Annotated in this window: 21 protein-coding genes; 12 read left to right on the forward strand and 9 right to left on the reverse strand. The window is 33.0% G+C overall.

What is annotated here, in order from left to right:
* Positions 1-27 precede the first annotated feature (27 nt).
* From JI750_RS03635 to leuB, 5 genes are all read left to right on the forward strand, one after another.
* On the forward strand, positions 28-948 hold the full coding sequence (locus JI750_RS03635) for a helix-turn-helix domain-containing protein (RefSeq protein WP_201999006.1): 921 nt from the start codon (positions 28-30) through the stop codon (positions 946-948).
* 518 nt (positions 949-1,466) lie between these two features.
* Positions 1,467-2,861, forward strand: coding sequence for a 3-isopropylmalate dehydratase large subunit (gene leuC / locus JI750_RS03640; RefSeq protein WP_201999007.1), 1,395 nt, complete (start codon positions 1,467-1,469; stop codon positions 2,859-2,861).
* Positions 2,862-2,972: 111 nt separating this feature from the next.
* On the forward strand, positions 2,973-3,569 hold the full coding sequence (gene leuD, locus JI750_RS03645) for a 3-isopropylmalate dehydratase small subunit (RefSeq protein ID WP_026727052.1): 597 nt from the start codon (positions 2,973-2,975) through the stop codon (positions 3,567-3,569).
* A gap of 115 nt (positions 3,570-3,684) precedes the next feature.
* A complete protein-coding gene (locus tag JI750_RS03650; RefSeq protein ID WP_201999008.1) occupies positions 3,685-5,208 on the forward strand; it encodes a hydroxymethylglutaryl-CoA lyase-like TIM-barrel protein in 1,524 nt (507 codons plus the stop codon).
* 112 nt (positions 5,209-5,320) lie between these two features.
* Complete coding sequence (gene leuB / locus JI750_RS03655) at positions 5,321-6,376, forward strand: 3-isopropylmalate dehydrogenase (protein ID WP_135221466.1); 1,056 nt, start codon at positions 5,321-5,323, stop codon at positions 6,374-6,376.
* 133 nt (positions 6,377-6,509) lie between these two features.
* On the opposite strand, the gene rbp is transcribed toward leuB, so the two are convergent.
* Together rbp and JI750_RS03665 are read right to left on the reverse strand one after the other, a co-directional pair.
* Complete coding sequence (rbp, locus tag JI750_RS03660; protein ID WP_012023384.1) at positions 6,510-6,854, reverse strand: RNA-binding regulator; 345 nt, start codon at positions 6,852-6,854, stop codon at positions 6,510-6,512.
* 109 nt (positions 6,855-6,963) lie between these two features.
* Positions 6,964-7,458 (reverse strand): DUF6252 domain-containing protein, encoded by a 495-nt coding sequence (locus JI750_RS03665; RefSeq protein ID WP_201999009.1) that lies wholly within the window; start codon positions 7,456-7,458, stop codon positions 6,964-6,966.
* 192 nt (positions 7,459-7,650) lie between these two features.
* Between JI750_RS03665 and JI750_RS03670 the strand changes: the two genes are divergently transcribed.
* From JI750_RS03670 to JI750_RS03685, 4 genes are all read left to right on the forward strand, one after another.
* The gene (locus JI750_RS03670) at positions 7,651-8,211 is read left to right on the forward strand and encodes a 30S ribosomal protein S16 (RefSeq protein WP_201999010.1); all 561 of its coding nucleotides are present in this window, start codon (positions 7,651-7,653) and stop codon (positions 8,209-8,211) included.
* A 15-nt stretch (positions 8,212-8,226) separates the two neighbouring features.
* The gene (rimM, locus tag JI750_RS03675; protein WP_008466225.1) at positions 8,227-8,751 is read left to right on the forward strand and encodes a ribosome maturation factor RimM; all 525 of its coding nucleotides are present in this window, start codon (positions 8,227-8,229) and stop codon (positions 8,749-8,751) included.
* 195 nt (positions 8,752-8,946) lie between these two features.
* Complete coding sequence (locus tag JI750_RS03680; protein ID WP_201999011.1) at positions 8,947-9,297, forward strand: four helix bundle protein; 351 nt, start codon at positions 8,947-8,949, stop codon at positions 9,295-9,297.
* An 88-nt stretch (positions 9,298-9,385) separates the two neighbouring features.
* The gene (locus JI750_RS03685; protein WP_201999012.1) at positions 9,386-10,093 is read left to right on the forward strand and encodes a tRNA1(Val) (adenine(37)-N6)-methyltransferase; all 708 of its coding nucleotides are present in this window, start codon (positions 9,386-9,388) and stop codon (positions 10,091-10,093) included.
* Between the two features lie 51 nt (positions 10,094-10,144).
* Here the strand turns inward: JI750_RS03685 and JI750_RS03690 are convergent, their stop codons facing one another.
* The 6 genes from JI750_RS03690 to JI750_RS03710 form a co-directional block, all read right to left on the reverse strand.
* Positions 10,145-11,791 carry a S41 family peptidase gene (locus JI750_RS03690; protein ID WP_201999013.1) on the reverse strand — a complete coding sequence of 549 codons (1,647 nt, stop codon included), beginning with the start codon at positions 11,789-11,791 and terminating at the stop codon, positions 10,145-10,147.
* A gap of 38 nt (positions 11,792-11,829) precedes the next feature.
* A complete protein-coding gene (locus tag JI750_RS03695; RefSeq protein WP_201999014.1) occupies positions 11,830-13,125 on the reverse strand; it encodes an HlyD family secretion protein in 1,296 nt (431 codons plus the stop codon).
* Positions 13,126-13,127: 2 nt separating this feature from the next.
* On the reverse strand, positions 13,128-15,320 hold the full coding sequence (locus tag JI750_RS03700) for a peptidase domain-containing ABC transporter (protein ID WP_201999015.1): 2,193 nt from the start codon (positions 15,318-15,320) through the stop codon (positions 13,128-13,130).
* Between the two features lie 578 nt (positions 15,321-15,898).
* The gene (locus JI750_RS22085; RefSeq protein ID WP_255566536.1) at positions 15,899-16,033 is read right to left on the reverse strand and encodes a hypothetical protein; all 135 of its coding nucleotides are present in this window, start codon (positions 16,031-16,033) and stop codon (positions 15,899-15,901) included.
* A 68-nt stretch (positions 16,034-16,101) separates the two neighbouring features.
* Complete coding sequence (locus JI750_RS03705; protein ID WP_201999016.1) at positions 16,102-16,284, reverse strand: hypothetical protein; 183 nt, start codon at positions 16,282-16,284, stop codon at positions 16,102-16,104.
* A 70-nt stretch (positions 16,285-16,354) separates the two neighbouring features.
* Positions 16,355-17,911: a vitamin K epoxide reductase family protein gene (locus tag JI750_RS03710; RefSeq protein ID WP_201999017.1), complete on the reverse strand. Its 1,557-nt coding sequence runs from the start codon at positions 17,909-17,911 to the stop codon at positions 16,355-16,357.
* Between the two features lie 761 nt (positions 17,912-18,672).
* On the opposite strand from JI750_RS03710, the gene JI750_RS03715 reads away from it, so the two are divergent.
* The gene (locus JI750_RS03715) at positions 18,673-18,816 is read left to right on the forward strand and encodes an rSAM-modified peptide (RefSeq protein WP_201999018.1); all 144 of its coding nucleotides are present in this window, start codon (positions 18,673-18,675) and stop codon (positions 18,814-18,816) included.
* Between the two features lie 27 nt (positions 18,817-18,843).
* On the opposite strand, the gene JI750_RS03720 is transcribed toward JI750_RS03715, so the two are convergent.
* Positions 18,844-20,619 (reverse strand): AraC family transcriptional regulator, encoded by a 1,776-nt coding sequence (locus tag JI750_RS03720; RefSeq protein WP_201999019.1) that lies wholly within the window; start codon positions 20,617-20,619, stop codon positions 18,844-18,846.
* Between the two features lie 166 nt (positions 20,620-20,785).
* On the opposite strand from JI750_RS03720, the gene JI750_RS03725 reads away from it, so the two are divergent.
* Together JI750_RS03725 and JI750_RS03730 are read left to right on the forward strand one after the other, a co-directional pair.
* Complete coding sequence (locus JI750_RS03725; protein WP_201999020.1) at positions 20,786-21,964, forward strand: acyl-CoA dehydrogenase family protein; 1,179 nt, start codon at positions 20,786-20,788, stop codon at positions 21,962-21,964.
* A gap of 89 nt (positions 21,965-22,053) precedes the next feature.
* Positions 22,054-22,836, forward strand: a complete 783-nt coding sequence (locus tag JI750_RS03730; protein WP_201999021.1) for a DUF3050 domain-containing protein — start codon at positions 22,054-22,056, stop codon at positions 22,834-22,836.
* Positions 22,837-22,975: the final 139 nt, after the last annotated feature.

Consider the following 22,975-nt stretch of genomic DNA (forward strand, 5'->3'; position numbering starts at 1 on the left):
TCTTTTAAATTTTCATACTTTTATATCATGGAAAAGAAAAACAATATTCCGGCAAAAATCTCTTCTATATCGCAGTTTCATGACTTGCTTCGACTCCCAAAACCCCTTCATCCGATGGTGAGTTTGGTAGATAATACGCAGTTGGTCATCAATGAAGATTTAGCTAATCATGCCTTTTTGCTTGATTTTTATAAGATCTCTTATAAGTTTTCTACCAAAGGAAAAATGGGCTACGGTCAAGGCTATTATGATTTCAACGAAGGCGGACTCATGTTTGCTTCTCCAACTCAATTAATTTTTACTGAAAATGAAGAAGGCGTTGAATATGGTGGCTATACACTTTTATTTCATCCTGATTTTATTCGAAATTATCCTTTAGGAAAAAGCATCAAAAAATATGGCTTCTTTTCTTATGACACCAATGAAGCACTGCATCTTTCAGACGGTGAGAAAACAATTATTATAGGATTATTACAAAGCATCGACAATGAACTCAATACGGCAATTGACGAAATGAGTCAGGATGTAATTGTTTCTTATATCGATGTTCTGCTGAATTACAGCAATCGTTTTTACAAACGACAATTTATTACCAGAAAAACCATCAGTAACGATTTATTATTAAAAGTCGAAGAAACTCTGGATAACTATATTAGCAATGCAGAAACCTTAAAAAGAGGATTGCCAACAGTAGAATTTCTGGCATCTCAGATTAATGTTTCAAGTCATTATCTCAGCGATATGCTTCGTAATTTAACTGGATTAAATGCGCAACAGCATATCCATTCGAAATTAATAGAAAAATCAAAAGATTTCTTGATTACGACCAATCTTTCAGTAGCAGAAATTGCTTATCAATTAGGTTTTGAGTATCCTCAGTCATTTAGTAAATTATTCAAAAAGAAAACCAGTCTTACTCCATTAGAATTTAAAAATTCATTGAATTAATCTTTAAAAATACTGCTCTCAAAAAATCAATTTCTGCTTCAAAAAATCATAAAATTTCATAAAAATACACTTCTTGGATGTCGTAGTATTTTGATGTTTTATTAAATCTAAATAACGTCCAAAAAACTCCTTTCAAAGCTTTAAAAAACTCAAAAAGCATTCTTTTTGCAGAGATTTCAAAACTAACAATTATTACTATTTTTATACATTTTGTTAGATTTTTTTAATCAAATCCTTATATTTTGTATTGATTTTGAGATAAATTTGCAAACTATTAAAACAAAAAACAAACAAGGAAAATTTAAGCCGAAAAAGAAAAAGCAAATCAGTTTCTTAATCATTTTTCTTTCAAATTTTGGTCTGTAAAAGCCGTTTGGCAATTTGTAAATTAGTTTGGGTATCGTATATAATGAAATATCGAAATTGACGCTTTTTTATCTTTTTTTACTTTTGTTTTGCTATTATAATGAACAGGAAATTGCTGTGGTTACAGAAATTACAATTAAAAAAAATAAAAAATGAGTAAGACATTATTTGACAAAGTATGGGATTCACATGTTGTGCGTAAAATTGAAGATGGGCCAGATGTGTTTTTTATTGACCGCCATTTCATTCATGAAGTTACGAGTCCTGTTGCTTTTTTAGGATTAAAATCAAGAGGCGTTAACGTATTATATCCGGAACGTACTTTTGCAACTGCTGACCACAATACACCAACCATAAACCAACATTTACCAGTTCAGGATCCGCTTTCTGCTAACCAGCTTAAAGCTCTTGAAGACAATGCAACCGAATACGGAATTTCGCACTGGGGATTAGGTCACCAAAAAAATGGAATTGTACACGTAGTTGGTCCTGAAAACGGAATTACTTTGCCAGGTGCTACTATTGTATGTGGTGATTCGCATACGTCTACTCACGGTGCTTTTGGAGCGATTGCTTTTGGTATCGGAACATCTGAGGTTGAAATGGTGCTTTCTACTCAATGTATTATGCAACCTAAACCAAAGAAAATGCGTATTAACGTAAACGGTAAATTAAGCAAAGGTGTTGGTCCAAAAGACGTTGCACTTTATATTATTGCTCAATTAACTACTTCTGGAGGTACAGGTTATTTTGTTGAATATGCTGGTGATGTTTTCGAAAACATGACTATGGAAGGCCGTATGACAGTTTGTAACTTAAGTATCGAAATGGGTGCTCGTGGAGGTATGATTGCTCCTGACCAAACTACTTTCGATTTCTTAGAAGGAAGACTTTACGCTCCTAAAGGAGAAGCTTGGACTAAAGCTGTTGAATACTGGAAAACACTAAAAACTGATGCTGATGCCGTGTTTGATGCTGAGTTAAACATCAAAGCAGAAGATATCGAACCAATGATTACTTATGGTACAAACCCTGGAATGGGAATTGGCATCACAAAACATATCCCGAATGCAAAAGAAGTTGAAGGTGGTGAGGAAACTTACAAAAAGTCTTTAGCTTATATGGGCTTCAACGAAGACGACGTAATGATCGGAAAACAAATCGATTATGTTTTCTTAGGAAGTTGCACAAACGGACGTATTGAAGATTTTAGAGCTTTTGCCGAAATTGTAAAAGGAAGAAAAAAAGCAGATAATGTTACAGCTTGGTTAGTTCCAGGTTCTCACGTTGTTGAAGCGCAGATTAAAGAAGAAGGAATTTTAGATATTTTGACTGAAGCTGGTTTCGTATTACGTCAGCCGGGATGTTCTGCTTGTTTAGCAATGAACGATGATAAGGTTCCTGCTGGAAAATATGCAGTAAGTACTTCAAATAGAAACTTTGAAGGTCGTCAAGGTCCTGGCTCAAGAACGCTTTTAGCTTCTCCAATTATGGCGGCAGCGGCGGCAGTTACTGGAAAACTAACAGACCCAAGGGAATTATTTTAATTCTCGCTGTAAGCTTTAAGCAATAGGCTTTAAGCTAAAAATTCAATACAAAAACAATGCTGTAGAAAAAAGCCTAAAGCTTACAGCCTACAGCCTAAAGCAAAAAAAACAATGGCATACGATAAATTTAATATACTTACAAGCAGCGGAGTTCCGTTGCCAATTGAGAACGTAGATACAGATCAAATCATTCCAGCTCGTTTCTTAAAAGCTACAAAACGTGAAGGTTTTGGAGACAACCTTTTTAGAGACTGGAGATACAACGGAGATGATACTCCAAAAGCAGATTTCGTTTTAAACAACCCAACTTACAGCGGAAAAATTCTTGTTGGAGGAAAAAACTTTGGTTCAGGATCTTCTAGAGAGCACGCTGCTTGGGCAGTTTACGATTACGGATTCCGTGCTGTAGTTTCTAGTTTCTTTGCAGATATCTTCAAAGGAAACTGTTTAAATATTGGTGTTTTGCCAGTTCAAATCAGCCCAGAATTTTTAGCAAATATTTTCAAAGCTATAGAAGCTGATCCAAATACAGAATTAGAAATCAATCTTCCAAACCAAACAATTACTTTATTGTCAACTGGGGAGCAAGAATCATTCGCTATTAACGGTTACAAAAAGAACAATTTAATTAATGGTTTTGACGACATTGATTACTTACAGGATATGAAGGAAGATATTAAGGCTTTCGCCGATAAACTTCCGTACTAATAGAAATATCATTCAGTCTATTAGACCCGACAGGCTTCAAAACCTCTCGGGTCTTTCTAAATTAATAATACAAACCCACTATCATTTCGAATTTAAAGAAATATAGAATATCAATATGGAAAAAAGAAAAATTGAAATAATGGATACGACGCTTCGTGATGGTGAACAAACATCTGGAGTATCATTTTCTGCTGCAGAAAAACTGACCATTGCGCAATTGTTGCTGGAGGAATTAAATATTGATAGAATTGAAATTGCTTCTGCCCGCGTAAGCGAAGGAGAATTTCAGGCCGTAAAAGGCATTACTTCGTGGGCTGAAGAAAAAGGATACATCAAAAGAATTGAAGTTCTTACATTTGTTGACGGAGGCGTTTCAATTGACTGGATGAAAAAAGCCGGTGCCAAAGTGCAAAATTTATTGACCAAAGGTTCAATGAATCACTTAACGCATCAATTAAAAAAAACTCCGGAACAGCATTTTTCTGAAATCGCTCAAATTATTTCTTTAGCAAAAGAAAATAATATTGAAACCAATGTTTATCTGGAAGACTGGAGCAACGGAATGCGAAATTCTCCTGATTATGTATTTCAATTTTTGGATTTCTTAGCAACACAACCAATCAAAAGAGTTTTACTTCCAGATACTTTAGGTGTTTTAATTCCTTCTCTGACTTTTGAATTTATTTCGAAAATTAGAGCAAAATATCCAGACATTCATTTTGATTTCCACGCACATAACGATTACGATTTAAGCGTTGCCAATGTTATGGAAGCGATAAAAGCTGGAATAAACGGACTTCACGTAACCGTAAACGGAATGGGAGAACGTGCTGGAAATGCACCGCTTGAAAGTACTGTTGCCGTAATCAATGATTATATGCCAGAAGTAAATATCGGCATTAAAGAAACTTCGTTGTATTCTGTAAGTAAACTGGTTGAAACTTTTACAGGTTATAGAATTCCTGCAAACAAACCAATTGTAGGTGACAATGTTTTTACTCAAACTGCCGGAATTCACGCCGACGGAGACAACAAAAACAATCTTTATTTTAATGATTTGCTTCCGGAACGTTTTGGAAGAAAAAGAAAATACGCTCTTGGAAAAACTTCAGGGAAAGCCAATATCGAAAAAAATCTTCAGGAGCTAGGTTTAAAATTAAACAACGAAGATTTGAAATTGGTTACCCAAAGAATTATCGAATTGGGCGACAAAAAAGAAACCGTAACCAAAGAAGATCTTCCATACATTATTTCTGATGTTTTGGATAGTCATACTTATGAGGAAAAGATCACAATAAACTCTTATATGCTGGTTCATTCTAAAGGAATGCGCCCATCTACGACTTTATCTTTAAATTTAAACGGAGAAATAATCGAAGAAAATGCACAAGGAGACGGTCAGTTTGATGCTTTTATGAATGCTTTATCTAAGATCTACAAAAGCAAAAAACTAACGCTTCCAAAATTGATTGATTATGCCGTGAGAATCCCGCCGGGAAGTAGTTCTGATGCATTGTGCGAAACCATTATTACATGGGTTAACAACGGAAAAGAATTCAAAACCCGCGGATTAGATTCAGATCAAACTGTTGCAGCGATTATTGCAACACAGAAAATGTTAAACGTGATTACCGATTAGAGGTACAAAGGTTCAAAGGCGCAAAGGAACAGAGTTTTTTTAATCTTGTTTCTAAACCTTTGAACCTTTGCTCCTTTGCCACTATGAACCTTAAAATAATAAATATTTAAAAATGAAATTAAACATAGCCCTTTTAGCCGGAGACGGAATCGGACCAGAAGTAATAAATGAAGCTGTAAAAGTATCTGATGCTGTTGCAAAAAAATTCGGACATGAAATCACTTGGAAACCAGCTTTAACTGGAGCAGCAGCGATTGATGCAGTGGGAGAACCTTATCCAGATGCAACGCACGAAGTTTGTAAAAATGCTGACGCTGTTCTTTTTGGAGCAATCGGCCACCCTAAATATGACAACGATCCTTCTGCACCAGTACGTCCAGAGCAAGGTTTGTTGAAAATGCGTAAAGCATTAGGTTTGTTTGCTAACGTAAGACCAACTTTTACATTTCCATCTTTATTAGATAAATCTCCATTAAAAAGAGAAAGAATCGAAGGAACTGATTTAGTTTTCTTAAGAGAATTAACAGGCGGAATTTATTTCGGTGAAAAAGGAAGAAAAGATAACGGAGACACAGCTTACGACAACTGCGTATACACAAGAGCCGAAGTACAGCGTTTAGCTAAAAAAGGTTTCGAATTGGCCATGACTCGTTCTAAAAAATTATGTTGCGTTGATAAAGCAAACGTTTTGGAGACTTCACGTTTATGGAGAGAAACGGTTCAGGCAATGGAAAAAGATTACCCAGAAGTTGAAGTTAGCTACGAATTTGTTGATGCTGTAGCAATGCGTTTGGTACAATGGCCAAACTCTTATGACGTATTAATTACTGAAAACTTATTTGGAGATATCTTAACAGATGAAGCTTCTGTAATTTCAGGTTCAATGGGATTAATGCCTTCTGCATCTATGGGAGCTGAAGTATCTTTATTTGAACCTATTCACGGTTCTTATCCACAAGCTACAGGATTAAATATTGCAAATCCAATGGCTACTATTTTATCTGCTGCGATGATGTTCGAAAACTTCGGATTAATGGAAGAAGGAAAAGCGATGAGAGATGCTGTAAACAAAGCTTTAGAAGCTGGAGTAGTTACTGAAGATTTAGCTAACGGAGGTAAAGCATACGGCACTAAAGAAGTTGGTGACTGGTTAGCTGCGAATGTATAATTAAAGAAATCGTAGAGACGCGCCGCAGTGCGTCTTCTCGTTATATTAGACGCACTGCGGTGCGTCTCTACAAAAAACAACAAAAAAAGGGATCAACTTTCGTTGATCCCTTTTATATTTTAGAAAAAAAACATTAATATTCTCTTCTGTTTCCGCGATCTCCGCCACGGTTGTTTCCGTAACCACCACGATCGTTTCCTCCGCGGTTGTTATTAAAACTTCTTCTTTCGCCCTCTGGTTTTGGCTCAGATTTATTTACAACGATTGTACGACCTGAAACAACAGCACCGTTCAATTCGTCGATAGCTTTCTGAGCTTCGCTATCATTTGGCATTTCAACAAAACCAAAGCCTTTACTTCTTCCAGTAAATTTATCAGTAATAATTTTAACAGAGTCAACTGTTCCATAAGCCTCAAAAGACTCTCTTAAATCTGCTTCCTCAATACTGAATGGAAGGCTTCCAACGAAAATATTCATAGATATTTATTTATAATAAAAAACAAATGTAGTCTTATTTATATCTAATCCACCATATTATCAATTAATTTAAGTTTTTATTCTGATTTGATGAGGCCAAATCTAGAAATTAATTGTTCACAGGAACAAAGTTTGCCCCCTGTTCTACTGGAATTTTATAAAAAACCCCCTCCGAAAAATGCATTGTTTGCTTTTCGGCATCAGAACTAGTATTAACTGCTGTAAATTTAAAAGTTCCAGAAATGGTATTATCAACTGTATTATACTCTGTAACAACAATTTCTCCATTTCCTATATCTGTACCAGTGCTAAATTCTGCTTCCTGTCCTTTATATGTGTTTTTATAAATGGCTTTTATATTATCATTTACACCCAAAACATACGTTTTCTCAGCCGGTTCAGGAATCTGAAATTTGATTTTCTCATAACCTAAAGAACCTTCAATAGTAAAAAACCCATTCGTTTCGGTTCCAGCGTTATAAACTTGAGCTCTCCAAAAAGCATTGTCTTTTAAAGTTTGAAAAGCTGGATTATTAAATCTTACATCCTCTGTACAAGACACAAGGAGCAGTAAAAGTGATAAAAAGTAAAAGTATTTTTTCATATTTAAAATGAATAATTGATACAAAAGTATCGCATTAAGAGCTAAATACTTAATTTAAAAAGTCAAAAAAATGCTAAAAAAACAACTCACATGTATTTAATCTCTTTTAAAACGTGTTTTTCATAAAAAAATTATATCTTTGCGCCCTTAATTAACAGAGGTCGAGTACCTCAAAATTTAATCAATAAGATTATGTCAGTAAAAATTAGATTACAAAGACACGGTAAAAAAGGAAAACCTTTTTACTGGGTAGTAGCTGCAGATGCACGCTCAAAAAGAGATGGTAAATACTTAGAGAAAATCGGTACTTACAATCCAAACACTAACCCAGCAACTGTTGAGTTAAACCTTGACAGCGCAGTTAAATGGTTACACAATGGTGCTCAACCAACTGATACTGCTAGAGCTATCCTTTCTTACAAAGGTGCTTTATTGAAACACCACCTTGATGGAGGAGTTCGTAAAGGTGCTTTAACACAAGAGCAAGCTGATGCTAAATTAACTGCTTGGTTAGAAGCAAAAGCTGGTAAAGTTGATGCTAAAAAAGATGGTTTATCTAAAGCAAAAGCTGATGCTAAAGCTACAGCATTAAAAGCAGAGAAAGAAGTTAACGCTAAGCGTATAGCTGACGCTGCTGCTGCACAAGCTGAAGCTGCTGCCGCTGCACAAGCTACTGAGGCTACTGAAGAAGTTGCTGAAGCTACTGAAGAAGCTCCTGCTGCTGAAGAGAATAACGAAACAACTGAAGCATAATTTTACTTAGCGATAATGCGTAAAGAAGATTGTTTTTATTTAGGTAAAATCGCTAAAAAATTTAGTTTCAAGGGTGAAGTCTTAGTCTATTTAGACACAGATGAACCTGAGTTATACGAAAATCTGGAATCAGTGTTTGTTGAAAGCAACAAACACTTGGTTCCTTTTTTTATTGAAACAAGCTCATTACACAAAAACGACTTTTTAAGAGTTCGTTTTGAAGATGTAAATACTGAAGAAGATGCAGATGCTCTTGTTGGCAGTCCTATTTATCTTCCTTTAACTATGTTGCCAAAACTTACAGGCAACAAATTTTACTTCCATGAAGTTATTGGTTTTGAAATTGAAGACAAACGTTTAGGCGTTTTCGGAAAAATAACTTCTATTAATGATTCAACTGCACAGCCTCTTTTTGAAGTTTTAAATGGTGAAGTTGAAATCTTAGTTCCTATGATTGATCAATTTCTAGTAAAAATCGATCGTGAGAACAAAAAAGTAATCATGGATCTTCCTGAAGGTCTTATTGAGATGTATCTATAATTTAGAAATTCCAATTTTTTAAATTCCAAATTCCAAGCTTTAGTGGAGTTGATTTTCAATTTTTTAAATTCCAAATTCTTTAAATAGGAATGTTTTATTCTTTTGAAAGAAAAAACTTATTTTTCGGTAGTTTCTTTATATATTCACACTTTAAAAAATTGGAATTTGGAATTTTTAATATTGGAATTTAACTAAATGAAGCCATACAATTTAGAAGAGAAAACTTTTTTGTTTGCCAAAGAATGTCGACTTTATATAAGATCGTTACCCAAAAACACTTCGAACATCGAAGATGGAAAACAACTTATAAGATCCTCTGGTTCAATTGGTGCTAATTATATTGAAGCAAATGAAAAATTAGGCGACAAAGATTTAATTTTCAGACTTAAAATAGCTCGAAAAGAAGCTAAAGAATTGAAATTTTGGTTGCAATTATTAAATGATCTGAATCCTGATCAAAACACACTTTCAGAATCTTTATTATTTGAAATTGAAGAGTTACGAAAAATTCTCTCTGCCATAATTACCAAAACTTCTAAGCAGTAAATTAATATTTAATCTTACTTTTGCCACTCAACTAAATTGTCCACTTCATTGGAATTTGGAATTTTTTAAAAATTGGAATTTTATATTTATGTTTAAGTTTAAACAATTTTCTATTAAGCAAGATAAAACCGCTATGAAAGTTGGTACCGATGGCGTTTTATTGGGTTCTTGGGCTCCTATTTCTCATAACCCTTTTAGTATTTTAGATATTGGCGCTGGAACTGGAATTATTGCTTTAATGCTTGCTCAACGATCTAATGCTGAACAAATTGATGCTCTTGAAATTGATGAAGATGCTTATGAACAGGCTGTAGAAAATTTTGAAGCTTCCCCATGGAGCGATCGCTTATTTTGCTTTCATGCTGGTTTAGATGAATTTGTAGATGAACCAGAAGATGAATACGATTTAATTGTATCCAATCCTCCTTTTTATGCAGAAGATTATAAAACAGAGAACGAACAACGTGATTTAGCTCGTTTTCAAGATGCAATGCCTTTTGAAGAATTAGTTGAAGCTGCCGATTTATTACTTTCAGAAAACGGAATATTTGCTTTAATTATTCCTTTCAAAGAAGAAGAAAAATTTATCGCCCTAGCAAAAGAATCAGAACTTTATCCAATAAAAATCACAAGAGTGAAGGGAACTCCAAAATCGGAAATTAAACGCAGTTTATTGGCTTTTAGCCGAAATGAAGTTCCTGAGATTGAAATCGATGAACTTGTTATTGAAATCGATCGCCATGTTTATACACCAGAATATATTGAATTAACTAAAGAATTTTATTTGAAGATGTAAAACATCTTTGTCAAAGTTTTAAAACTCTGACAAAGATTATATTTAGATTTTCTATTTCCCATTTTTAGCAAAAAGAACAGCTCTTTCCAAAACTTCATCTCTTCCTTGCTGAATTCCTAAAATAGTAGGCTTAACTTCAATATCAGGAACAATTCCGATTCGTTGGGTTTCTTTTTTGTTTGGATAAAAAACACCATAGCAAGTAAATGATGAACCAAATCCTTTAATGATTTGAAATCTGTAATTTGCTCCATCAGCTCCTCCAGTTTGACTTCCAATAACTACAGAATTAGGAGCCGTTTGTAAACTCATTACGGTAAACTCAGCATGACTTACAGCTTTTTCATTTGTTATAACAATTACTTTTCCTTTGTAATGATCTGGATTGTTTTTTCCGCACTTCTGAATTCCTTCTCTCCAATAATAACGTCCAGGATAATTTACATCTGGATCAAGAAATCTGGCAAATTCTTTCTCTTCAGGATTAAGCCAATCTACAATTGGATACATAACCTCGTGTGGTCGATTTCTATTGTCGAAAATTATTGCATTTGTATTATTTAAGGCTAAAATTAAGGCTGGAACATCTGCCGGATCAAGTTCATCAAAATCAACATAACCAATATTGCCTTCTAAAATTTTCCATTTTTCTTTATTTGGAAATTGAATTTTTAAATCTTCATACACATATCTATTAATAGACTTTACTGTAGTTTTCCCATCTCGAATAAACTCGATTTCAAATGAAGGTGTTTTTCCATTAAAAATTGCCCAATATGCATTCTTTAAAACAGATGGTTCGTTAGATCCTTCTACATATTTTCGGTTTTCTTTCAAAATTTCTGCAATAGTCTTCCCTTCTACTTTTGTAATTACATCTCCAATTTTAATATCATTAACTTTTGCCAGAGAATCATTTTTCAATGCAACAACAATTGCTTTTTCATCAATTATATTAACATCTACAGGAATAAATTTATCACCAAAATAGTCAAACAATTGAGCCATACTAGTCGCAGCGTGAGTATCATTTAGCTTTACAGAAATCTCGCGCATTGCTAAATTAAAATCTTTTTCAGACTCTGATGTATAATATCTTGGTAGCATTTCATTTAATACTTTATCCCAATTTTCATCCATTTGATATTTATATGGAAAGAAATATTCGATGTAATTCCAATATCTAAAAAGGGCCAAAAGACGTAAATTTTTATCAGTCCATTTAAAATCAGCATATTTTACCTCGTTATTAAACTTAAGAGGCACATCCCCTGTATGAAGCTCGTAATTGACATAGTATTGTTTACCTTGAATTCTGTTTTCTTCAATAAACTTTAATTTTTTAGAAAGAGATTTCGAAAACAAGTCATTTTTATTGAACCAAGACAAGTCAAAGTTTTTATCAAAATATTCTTTTTTTGACTTTACCACTTCTGCTTTTTTAATTTCACCTAAAGAAACAATCCAATTTTCTATTACTAAAGAAAATGCTTCCGAAGTCTTCGCTTCTTCAACTTTTGGCAGAATTTGAAATAGTTGTTCATCCCAGTTTTTACTGCCGTTTGCAACATTTGGATGATAATATTTTAAAAATCCCCAAACTTTGCAAGTTGCTGCGAGTTTTTGAGTTTCTGTTATTGGTTTTGAAAAAGAGAATTGAAACAATAGTAAAAATGCAATAAGTACTGTTTTTTTCATTTAAAGATTTAGGGGTTTAGGGTTAGTTAAAGTTAATTTTAAACTTGTTCAAAAATATTTTTAAACTGATACAGAATTCTTTCGATTAAATGCAGATCTTCGGTTACAATTTCTGCGCTTCCTTTCATTTCCTGCTGAAAGGCAATCTGTTTATTGTATGATGTTTTTAGTCCGTCTGGAAGGGCTACGTCTATAAGCAAGTTTCCATCTTTGTCGGGAACCAGCGAAATGTTTTTGATTTCGCCCTTTAAAACCCCAAACTCTCTGTCAGGGAAATTGGCTAGACGAATATTGACCCGTTGCCCCACTTTGATTTTTCCTGAATTTAAAGCCGGTGCTTTTACTTTTCCTATAAAACTGTTTTTAGCATCGGGAATTATTGAAAACACATTATCTCCAACGTTTATGGTCTGGTTTTCATTCCAAACTTGCAGAAAAGTGACTTTACCGCTAATAGAAGATTTTAGCGCATAGGCCAATTCCCAGTCTTTTATCACTTTTTTAAGCTGATAAAACGACTGCGATACGCTACGCCCAAGATTTACTTCTTCTCTAGTGCTATTTATCTGCAAATTCTGACTTGATTTTGTGTTGTCAATCAAAGAAGACCTTAATTGAGAAATCGACGATAATAAACCTCTATAATTTTTTTGCGCCTGAAGAAAACTTAATTTTTTAGCTTCCATTTCCTGAGCAGAAATAATTCCTTTATTGAACAAGGTTTCAAAACGCGCAACTTCATTTTTCTGAAGTTCCAATTCCCGTTCATTAATTATTTTCTGTTGCTGCAGAATTTCTATTCTTTCGGTTATCTGAATTTTTTCAGACTGTTGCGCCCTGCTTTCCACTTGAAAAGGATGCAAGTCTTTATTTAATTCCTGCGCCTGATAATCTTTTTGGAATACTGCAAAGGCACTTTCTATCTCTCCTAACTGTTTATTTTGCAATAATGCGAAAGGAAATTCTTTTTTGGAATTATTTATATCATAACCATCAACAATATTTTTAAGCACAAAAACATCTTTGTAATTAGCTGTGTTTTCAATAATAGCCAGTGTACTATTTTTAGAAACAAAGGTTTTATTTTTAACCAAAATTGCTTCAATGCGTCCAGAAGATTTTGAAACTATTTTCTCCGGCGGAATATTAGTGGTAATTACAATTTCGGTTTTTACAACATCTGGATATTTGACAAACCAGGAAACAAAAAACAGCATGATAATGATGGCAAATATCAGAACGGTTCCCCATCGTATCATCCAATGTGGCACTTTGGTTAGGATATCTTGAACCTCTTCGCTTCTTAACTCAAATGTATCGTTGTTTTCTGCCATAATTAATTTCCTAACTGCAATTGGTTTCTAACCAATTCAAAATAATTTCCTTTCTGTTCCACCAATGCCGAATGATTTCCGATTTCGATAATTTTCCCTTTATCCAAAACCACAATCTGATCCGCATTCATAACCGTACTCAATCTATGTGCTATTACCACAACTGTTTTATCTTTGAAAAAGATGTCTAGTTTTTTCATAATCTCCTTTTCATTATTCGCGTCTAATGCTGAAGTCGCTTCATCAAAAAACAGAATTTCAGGATTTTTATAAACCGCTCTGGCAATCAGAAGACGCTGTTTCTGTCCGGTACTCATTCCTAATCCTTCTGCACCGATTTTGGTATTATAGCCCAATGGCAGTTCACTTATATATTGCTGTATATTGGCTACATCTGCTGCGTAAATCAATCGCTGTTTATCAATTTTTTCTGCTCCAAAGGCAATATTGTTCGCAATGGTGTTGCTGAAAATAAAACCTTCCTGCATTACGGCTCCGATATTAGATCTCCATGCATGCTGAGATATATTTTTAAGCTGTGTATTCCCAATCAAAACTTCTCCTTTTTCAGGTTCGTAGAACTTTAAAAGCAGTTTCATTAAAGTTGTTTTTCCGCTTCCGCTAACTCCTACTATCGCTGTAACTTTATTAGACGGAATTATTAGGCTTAAATTATCTAAAACAGGAACATCTGATCCTAAATAACGAAAAGTAAGGTTTTTAATTTCGATATCTGCATTTTGCGGCACATCGCTTGTTTGATGGATTTCCTGTTGCAATTCATCTTCTTTCTGATGAATCTCTGATAATCTGGCAAGCGAAATTTTAGCATCCTGCCATTCTCTCACAAATTCGATCAATTGGGTAATTGGGCCATTTAAGCTTCCTACAATTGCACTTATGGCAAGCATCATCCCAAGTGTTATAGAACCGTCTATTACCAGTTTGGCTGATAGAAAAATGATAAATATGTTTTTTAATTCATTAATGACCGAAGATCCTATTGCCTGTGTCTGTTCTAAAGCCAGTCCTTTTATCGAAATCCTGAAAAGTCTTGCCTGAACATACTCCCAACCCCAACGGTTTTGTTTTTCGGCATTATGAAGCTTAATTTCCTGCATCCCGTTTATGAGTTCCATTACTTTATTCTGTTCGTTGGAAACCTCTGCAAATCGTTTATAATCCAAAGCTTCCCTTCTTTTCAAAAACAGAACGATCCAGCCGAAGTAAAGTAAGCTTCCTGCAAAAAAGACTAAAAAAATCTTGAGATTGAAATAGGCCAAAACAGCCCCCATAACAAACATATTAATTACAGAAAAAAGAACATTAAGAGAGGATGTCGTCAATATCTTTTCGATTCGGCGATGATCGTTTATTCGCTGCATAATATCTCCTGTCATTCTTACATCGAAAAAAGAAATTGGCAGATTCATTAATTTGATGAAAAAATCTGAAATAAGAGAAATATTGATTCTGGTAGATAAATGCAGTAAAATCCAGCTTCTGACAAGTTCCAAGCATGTTCTTCCTGCAAAAACAAAAAGCATAGCAAAGAGAATCAGATAGATAAAATGGATATTCTGGTTCTGAATTCCAACATCGACAATACTCTGAGTTAAGAAAGGAAAAATTAAATTGAGCAAACTGCTCGCAAAAAGTCCAATAGCAAGCTGAACAAGAAATGATTTGTATTGAAATAAATATTGGGTAAGAAATCTAAATCCTAATCCTGAATTTTCCTCTTTATCAAAATCAGATTGAAAAAAATTTGGCGTTGGTTCGATCAATAATGCAATTCCTTCTTTTGTTTCATCATGGGCATTATTTCCAATCCAGAACTTTACAAATTCTTCTTTATCGTATTTTAAAAGACCAAAACCTGGATCTGAGATATAATATTTCCCTTTTTTTATTTTATAAAGTACTACATAATGATCTTTATTCCAATGCAGAATACATGGCAGCGGAGCTTCTTCAATTCTTTTTACAGAGAGTTTTACTCCTAAAGTTCTAAATCCTATTTTTTCGGCAGCATCACTCAAAAAAAGCAAATTACTCCCTTCACGAGTTGTTTCGCTAAAATTCCTCAACTCCTGAATATTGATTGTTTTACCGTAATATTTAGCAATGATTTTTAAACATGTCGGTCCGCAATCTTTATTATCTGCCTGTCTATAATGAGCGAATTTTTTCAATTTATTTTGATTTATCCTCGACCAATTTAAGAAAAAAATTTCTTGTTAATCCAAATCCATAAAAAAAACAGAGAAGACCTAAATCTTCTCTGTTTCAGTATTTAAAAACAAATTTTTAGCAACACAATTTCTTTAGGACATGGCCGCGGTTACCCTAACCAAATAAATTAACACAGCGACCAACTCCTAAGAATCTCAGTACCAATCATCAATACTGAGAATATGCTCAATGTTCCACGATCGAGCGCCTATACATTCAAAAAAAACATGACTAAATTCTAAATAAGGCTATATCGGTTACTTTTAAAAAAGTTAAAAATCAACAACAAAGACGACTTGAATCACAAATACCCGATGATGTATTTAGCGGACAAGTTTCGCCTAATGGTATTAAAATGCATCCTGCTTGTAGGGCATAAACCCAGCATTCTGGAATTCCTCCTTTTATAGTTTTCTGCTCATTTCTATTAATGTGCTGAGCACCTTCAAGGCTTAAAATTTTCTTTAACATATTTAATACCGTATTTCTTAGATAGTAAAAGAGAAAATACTCTCTGTTACTATTTAAAGATTAAAAATTAGCAAGCATAATATTTTTCGACACCAGCATCATTACAATTCAGTTCTTGTGAATACTCACTAGCCAAAATGCTTTTTTGCTCTTTTTTAGTAAGCTTTCTTGTTTCTTTGCTCTTTAAAATTTTTTCTAACATAACTAGTTATTTACGTTTTTTTGGTTTAAGCCTCAAATCTGTAATAACTTGATGCTTAAAAAAATCTTCTAACAGCTTCCAACATAATTATTTGGTATGCAGTTCCAGTATGCCGTCACAGTTCCAAATTCTGTACATCGTTTAGCTTTAAATCCGTCTTCACAAATTGGAGCATGATCTCCATTTATTGTTTTCAGTTCATTTGCAGTCAATTCTACTACGCCTTTCAATTTCAAAATGTTCTTTAACATGTCCGCAGGTTTTAAAATTTGGGTTAATCATTTCTATTTTTAACAGTCGAAACTTCTGTTTTTATACCTCCTATGCTATTTTTTCCAAAACTTGAACTTCCTCTACAAAATCATTTAAGAAATACTTCAATTCATTCAATTCATATTCATTTGGAAATAGCCTTTCATTTACAATTTTAATTGGTGTATAATTAAAATTGTTCATAGAGCACCAATCGTATTGTTTCTGAATTTCCTGATTTATCATCATGCTTACAGAATCAACATTCCATTTTTTAAGCCATTTTTTGTATATCATTCTCTTGATGTACCAATCTGAAATTGCCTCAACCGTTTTTCCAGGTGTTGTTCTGTTAATGGCCAAAAGTCTTTCTACAACTGCTTTATAAGGATTATCGTTATTTTCTGGATTAATATTAAAAAGAACATTCAAAAATATTTTGTCTGGAAATTTTAATACTAAATCAAAAGCCTCTTGAAAAGTCTTATAACAATGTCCGCAACTTGGACTAAGAATTATAGAAAGTCTAACTCCTGCATTTTTATTGCCAAATGTCAAGCCTCTTAAATCTTCAAATCCTTTTGTATATTTTACTTTTTTAGACAAAAAATTTAATAAAGAGTAATTTCTTTTAAATTTCTTAAGTTCCTTTAAAGAGTTTTCATTATCAAGCATTTTTCTAATCATTACTTTAACTGTTGCCCAGATTGGTATTAAAAGCAATAAAGAAAATACATATGGGAAAATTTCATTAAAACTAAAGTTCAATTTAAAAAGGTCTGACGAAAACCAAATAATACTCTGAACTAATATTAAAAATGATATTGCTAGACACATAACACACCATTTTTGGATCTCGAATTTTTGAATCCAAATCGAACACACTATTATTGGAATAGCTAACAAACTCAAAAATCCAACAAAAACAGCTGAGCCTAAAGGCTGAACCAATATTGCAACAATACTTGAGCTAAAGAAAAGCAAAGGCAAATCTGAAAAACTCAACCATTTATTTGCAATATCATCATTAAAACTTATCACAGAGTGACAAGAAGAATTTGTACTTAAATTGCAGAATTTTGAAATTACTGTATTTTTAACTCCCCATCTTTCTTGTACAATAAATATACTTACAACTAAACCAAGAACTGATGTTACCAAAAAAGAAGCGCTAAAGAGATCAAAACGATTATAGAAAAAAGACAATCCTCCTACAAGTACAAGTGGCATAAAATATTTTAACCAATTATATTCCACTTTAAGATTATCCCTTGCTACTACATTGTTTGGCTCAATGGCAACAATTACACCATTCCAGTCTAAAAGGAATTTATCATAAGATAATTTTTGAGTTCCTTTTTTTGTGGTTGTGATTCTAACACCGCTTTTAATCTTTTCGACTAATATTAATTCATCTTTAAAATACGCCAAAAAGTTTGAAGGCAAATCTTCAATCTGCTCTTTCGAAACTCTTACTGCTGCATTCTCTACAGAAAGCAAATCAAACGAATCTGTAATGGCAAACAAACTCGGATAATTTGGATGAGACAAAAACAGGTCTTTGAACTCATTCTTTATGTCTGAGTAGCGATTGATTTGCAGAAATTTTTGGACCAGTTTTAACATCGTTTTTGATCGTTTTTAAATCATAATTACACTGCAAAGATTGGGGTTTTTATTGATAAAAATCACATAAACACATACATTTTATTAATTATACCACATACAATTTATAAATTATACCAAGTATAGTGCTTGTTTTAAGTTATTGATTTGCAATATTTTACATGTTTGTTTTTTCAATAAAAAGCTCAGAAAACCCATTTTCGATTAACGGTTTTGCTTTTTATCTAGTTTTGGATAGGCAATAATATAAACATTAAAAAACATGAAAATCAGACGCATAAAAACAGTTGATTTTTGAATAAAAAAATCACAAACCAAGTTTACCAAAATGACTTGAACTAGTCAAAATTGAAACCTAAAGATTATAAAAAATACTCCCAAAAACGAACCTAAGCAGTACCTTTTTTTAGAAAAATTAACTTACAAAACAAAGCCTATTTCTTACTGCTTTTAAGTCTAAAAAATCTTATATAAACCATTTTTAGTGCTGTTTTTAGCATTTAATAAAATTGCACAAAAAACATTTATGAAAGATTTATAGTATTAATTTTTTAATTCAAATAATTATTAAATCATGAAAAAAATAACAAATTAACATTCGAAGATTTTGAACTAGAAACAATTTCTAAAAAAGAAAAAGACAAATTAAAGGTGGTCACACGAAGATCCAATAGAACATAGTAACTCCGAAAAGTCTGCTGCTGGAAACAATTAAGCAGAATTTGAAAACATTTAAAAATAAATCCAAAAAAAATCAAGTCATGAAAAATAACAAATTAACATTCGAAGATTTTCAACTAGAAACAATTTCTAGAAAAGAACAAAAAACAATTAAGGGAGGAGAAGGAGAACCGCTTCCTGATCCAAATCCGGGAAAAGGGGATGGTGGTAACGGAAGTACATAAAAAATAAAAATTACAATTTATTAAAAACTAAATATTATTCGCAAACTGAGCTGGAGACACTCCAGTTCTTTTGCGAAATGATTTTGCAAAAGAAACCGCATTCTTAAAACCTACACTTTCTGCAATTGCCTGTGTAGAATATTTACGGTATAAATGATTTGTAATCATTTGGTTAATAACATAATTAATCTTCAATTCATTAGAATATTCACTAAAAGATTTTCCAAATCTTTTGTTCACTACATAAGAGAGATAGGTAGTATTGGTTTTTATTTTTTTTGCGGCATAAGAAAGCGTAAAATCAGCATTTAAATATTCGAGCTTTTCTTCTAATGCTAACAGTTTTTCAACTATCTTATTTTCTTTAGCCTCATCAATGCTCAAGTTCGCATTTTCCTTTTTTATAGCAACATCTTCATTTTCAAGAACCTCCATTGCTGCTTTTTCATCAGGTGCCTCTTCTATTTCTGTTTTTTCAAGTTCTTTTTTCTCTAGATTAGATTTAAACTCTTCAATTAAAGCATTCATTTTCTTTTGAGCTCTATTTTTATCCCTGATATTTTTAATAAGGAAAAATACAATTCCGATTACTAGAATTACATAAAATATTTTCAGTGCTTTATTCCAAAATACTTCATATTTATACTTCTCCTGAACGCTAAGCATCTCGTCACTAAGATCTGCTGTTCCCAGTTTATAGTTAACCTCTAATGTCTCTTCTCTAAGATTTCCTTCATATTTTTCGTAAGAGTCTAAGTATATCTTAGAGTGCTTATAAGCCAGTTCAGGTTCATTTTTAATACTATAAATTTTAGCTTGTATATAATTAGACTTAAAATAACTATTACCCATAGTTTTATTCTTTTGGCTAATAGAATCTACCTTTTTTAAAAATATAAGAGCTTTATCGTATTTCTTAGTAGAATAATAAAGATCTCCTAAATTATAATTGGCAATTTGATACAATTTTTCATTATCAGTCTGTTTTGCATAAAAAGAGATATCGTAATAAATTTTTTCAGCATTTGTATAATCCTTTTTAAACAGATAAATATTTCCTAAACTAAGTTTAGAAATAGTCTGATTGTCAATAAATTTATCAGAATATGATATACCTTTTTTATAATAATACTCTGCAGAATCTAATAGATATGCTTTCTCTCGATTCTTGTAGTAATATCCTTCATAAGCGTTTCCGAGATTTGTATATGTATTGCTTTTGGAATTCTGAAACTGATCTTTTTCATACAAACTCTCATTCTTATCTAGAAATGCATTATTCTGTCTTAAGATTTTTATAGACAACTGATAATTCCCAACGCCTTCATTTAATAAAGCAATATTGGCTTTAAATTTTACAATTTGAACAACATCATTTATTTTGGAAGAAAGTTTCACCCCTTCCTGATAACTGCTGAGAGCTTTACCATAATTTGATCTTTTCCAATAAGTAAGACCTCTGTAGTTGCATAAATATGCATGCAGCTTTATTTTATTATTAGACTCTGGAATTTTAGCTAAATGCTTTAGCGCTTCTGCATACATTTTATCAGATTGATCAGCATTACCTTTTAGTTGATACAGGTAAGAACCAGCACCATACGCAAATGCTTGATGAAGCTCATTTTTAGACTTAAGTATCTGATTCACAAAAACTAAACCTTCATCATAATTTCCATTAATACTAAAACGGATTTTATCCTGTAATTCTAAGTACTTTTGTTCTGTGAGCTCCCCTGTAGTTTGAGCAGCCCCACTGGAAAATATTAGTAGTAAAAAGAAAAAAGAGATGATTAGCCTCATTAAGTTTGTTTTTGGAATTCAAAAATAGTCTATAAATTATCAATAAACTACAATTAATTTGCCAAATTCCTATTAATTTTATTTTTACCATATATAAATATAACAATTTTAGCTCTATTTGTTATATTTATATTATGTAAATTTGCTTTGCTAAAAATTAAACAACATGAAACCAGACTTATTTCAATCTCCAGATTACTACAACTTAGACGAATTGCTAACAGACGAGCATAAATTAGTTCGTGAATCAGCACGTGCTTGGGTTAAAAGAGAAGTCTCTCCTATTATAGAAGAATACGCTCAAAAGGCAGAATTTCCTAAACAAATTATAAAAGGTCTTGGCGAAATTGGCGGTTTTGGCCCTTATATCCCTGTAGAATATGGAGGAGCAGGATTAGATCAAATCTCTTACGGATTAATTATGCAGGAAATTGAAAGAGGTGATTCTGGTGTAAGATCGACCTCATCTGTACAATCTTCTTTGGTAATGTATCCTATTTGGAAATACGGAAACGAAGAACAGCGCATGAAGTACTTACCAAAGCTTGCCACTGGTGAATATATTGGCTGTTTTGGTTTGACAGAACCGGATCATGGTTCAGATCCTGGAAGCATGATTACCAATTTTAAAGATATGGGTGATCATTATCTTTTAAATGGTGCTAAAATGTGGATTTCGAATGCGCCCTTTGCTGATATTGCTATTGTTTGGGCTAAAAATGAAGAAGGCAGAATTCATGGTTTAATCGTTGAGCGTGGAATGGAAGGATTTTCAACTCCAGAAACTCATAATAAATGGTCGCTTCGTGCATCTGCAACAGGCGAACTGATTTTTGACAATGTAAAAGTGCCAAAAGAAAACCTATTGCCAAACAAATCAGGTTTAGGTGCTCCGCTTGGCTGTTTAGATTCTGCTCGTTATGGAATTGCTTGGGGAGCGATCGGTGCAGCAATGGACTGCTACGATACTGCTTTAAGATATGCAAAAGAGAGAATTCAGTTCGGAAAACCAATTGGCGGAACTCAATTACAGCAGAAAAAATTGGCTGAAATGATTACCGAAATTACAAAAGCGCAATTATTAACTTGGCGTTTGGGTGTTTTAAGAAACGAAGGAAAAGCTACAACAGCACAGATTTCTATGGCAAAACGTAATAACGTCAACATGGCAATTACCATCGCTCGAGAAGCAAGACAAATGCTGGGAGGTATGGGAATCACTGGCGAATACTCAATTATGCGCCACATGATGAACCTAGAAAGTGTTATTACTTATGAAGGAACACATGATATTCATTTATTGATAACTGGAATGGATGTAACTGGAATTCCCGCATTTAAATAATTGGTAATTATTAAAATATACACAAAATCAATCTAAAAAGCTTCTTCTTGACGGAGAAGCTTTTTATCTTTGCATCAAAATTTTTTAAAATGAATATCGAAACGATAAACAAAAGCATACAATCACAAAAAGACCAACTACTAAACCACTCTTTATACAATAAGATTCAAAACATAGATGACTTACACAGCTTTCTAGAAACTCACGTTTATGCTGTTTGGGATTTTATGTCACTTTTAAAAGCCTTGCAAGCTAAACTTACCTGCACCACAACACCTTGGTTTGCAACCAAAAACCCAGAAACTCGTTATTTAATTAATGAAATTGTTCTTGCAGAAGAAACCGATTTGACAATTGATGGAAGAAGGCAAAGCCATTACGAAATGTATCTAGAAGCTATGGAAGCGTGTGGAGCAAATACAACTGGAGTTTTAAGCTTTTTATCAGAAGTGCATTCGCTTCACAATATATTTGTTGCCATCAAACAAAGTTCGCTGCACCCAAATGTAAAATCGTTTTTGGACTTTACTTTTAGAGTTATCGAAGAAGGAAAACCACACGAGATTGCAGCAGCATTTACTTTTGGGAGAGAAGATTTGATTCCGAGCATGTTTACTCAAATTTTAAAGAATTTCCAGAAAAACCTTCCAGATACAGATCTAACAAAATTGCTTTATTATTTTGAAAGACATATTGAATTGGATGCCGACGAACATGGACCAATGGCCATGCAGATGATTACAGAATTATGCGAAGACGATGCCCAAAAATGGAAAGAAGTCGAAGAAGTTTCAGTTCTTGCATTAGAAAGACGTATCGCACTTTGGAACGCCATTGAAGAAGAAATCGTTATGAAAACCGAAATGGTTTAGTTTTTTTAGAAGCAGAACCACTCATTTTCAAAACATCTTTAGTCCCGCTATTCACTATATCTTTTGTTCTGAACCCCAGAACAAAAGGATATCGTTTCTATCGGGGCTAGATTAGATCGTATCATTTTCAAAAGAAACA

The sequence above is a fragment of the Flavobacterium tagetis genome (assembly GCF_016735615.1).
In the GTDB taxonomy this organism is placed as follows: Bacteria; Bacteroidota; Bacteroidia; order Flavobacteriales; family Flavobacteriaceae; genus Flavobacterium; species Flavobacterium tagetis.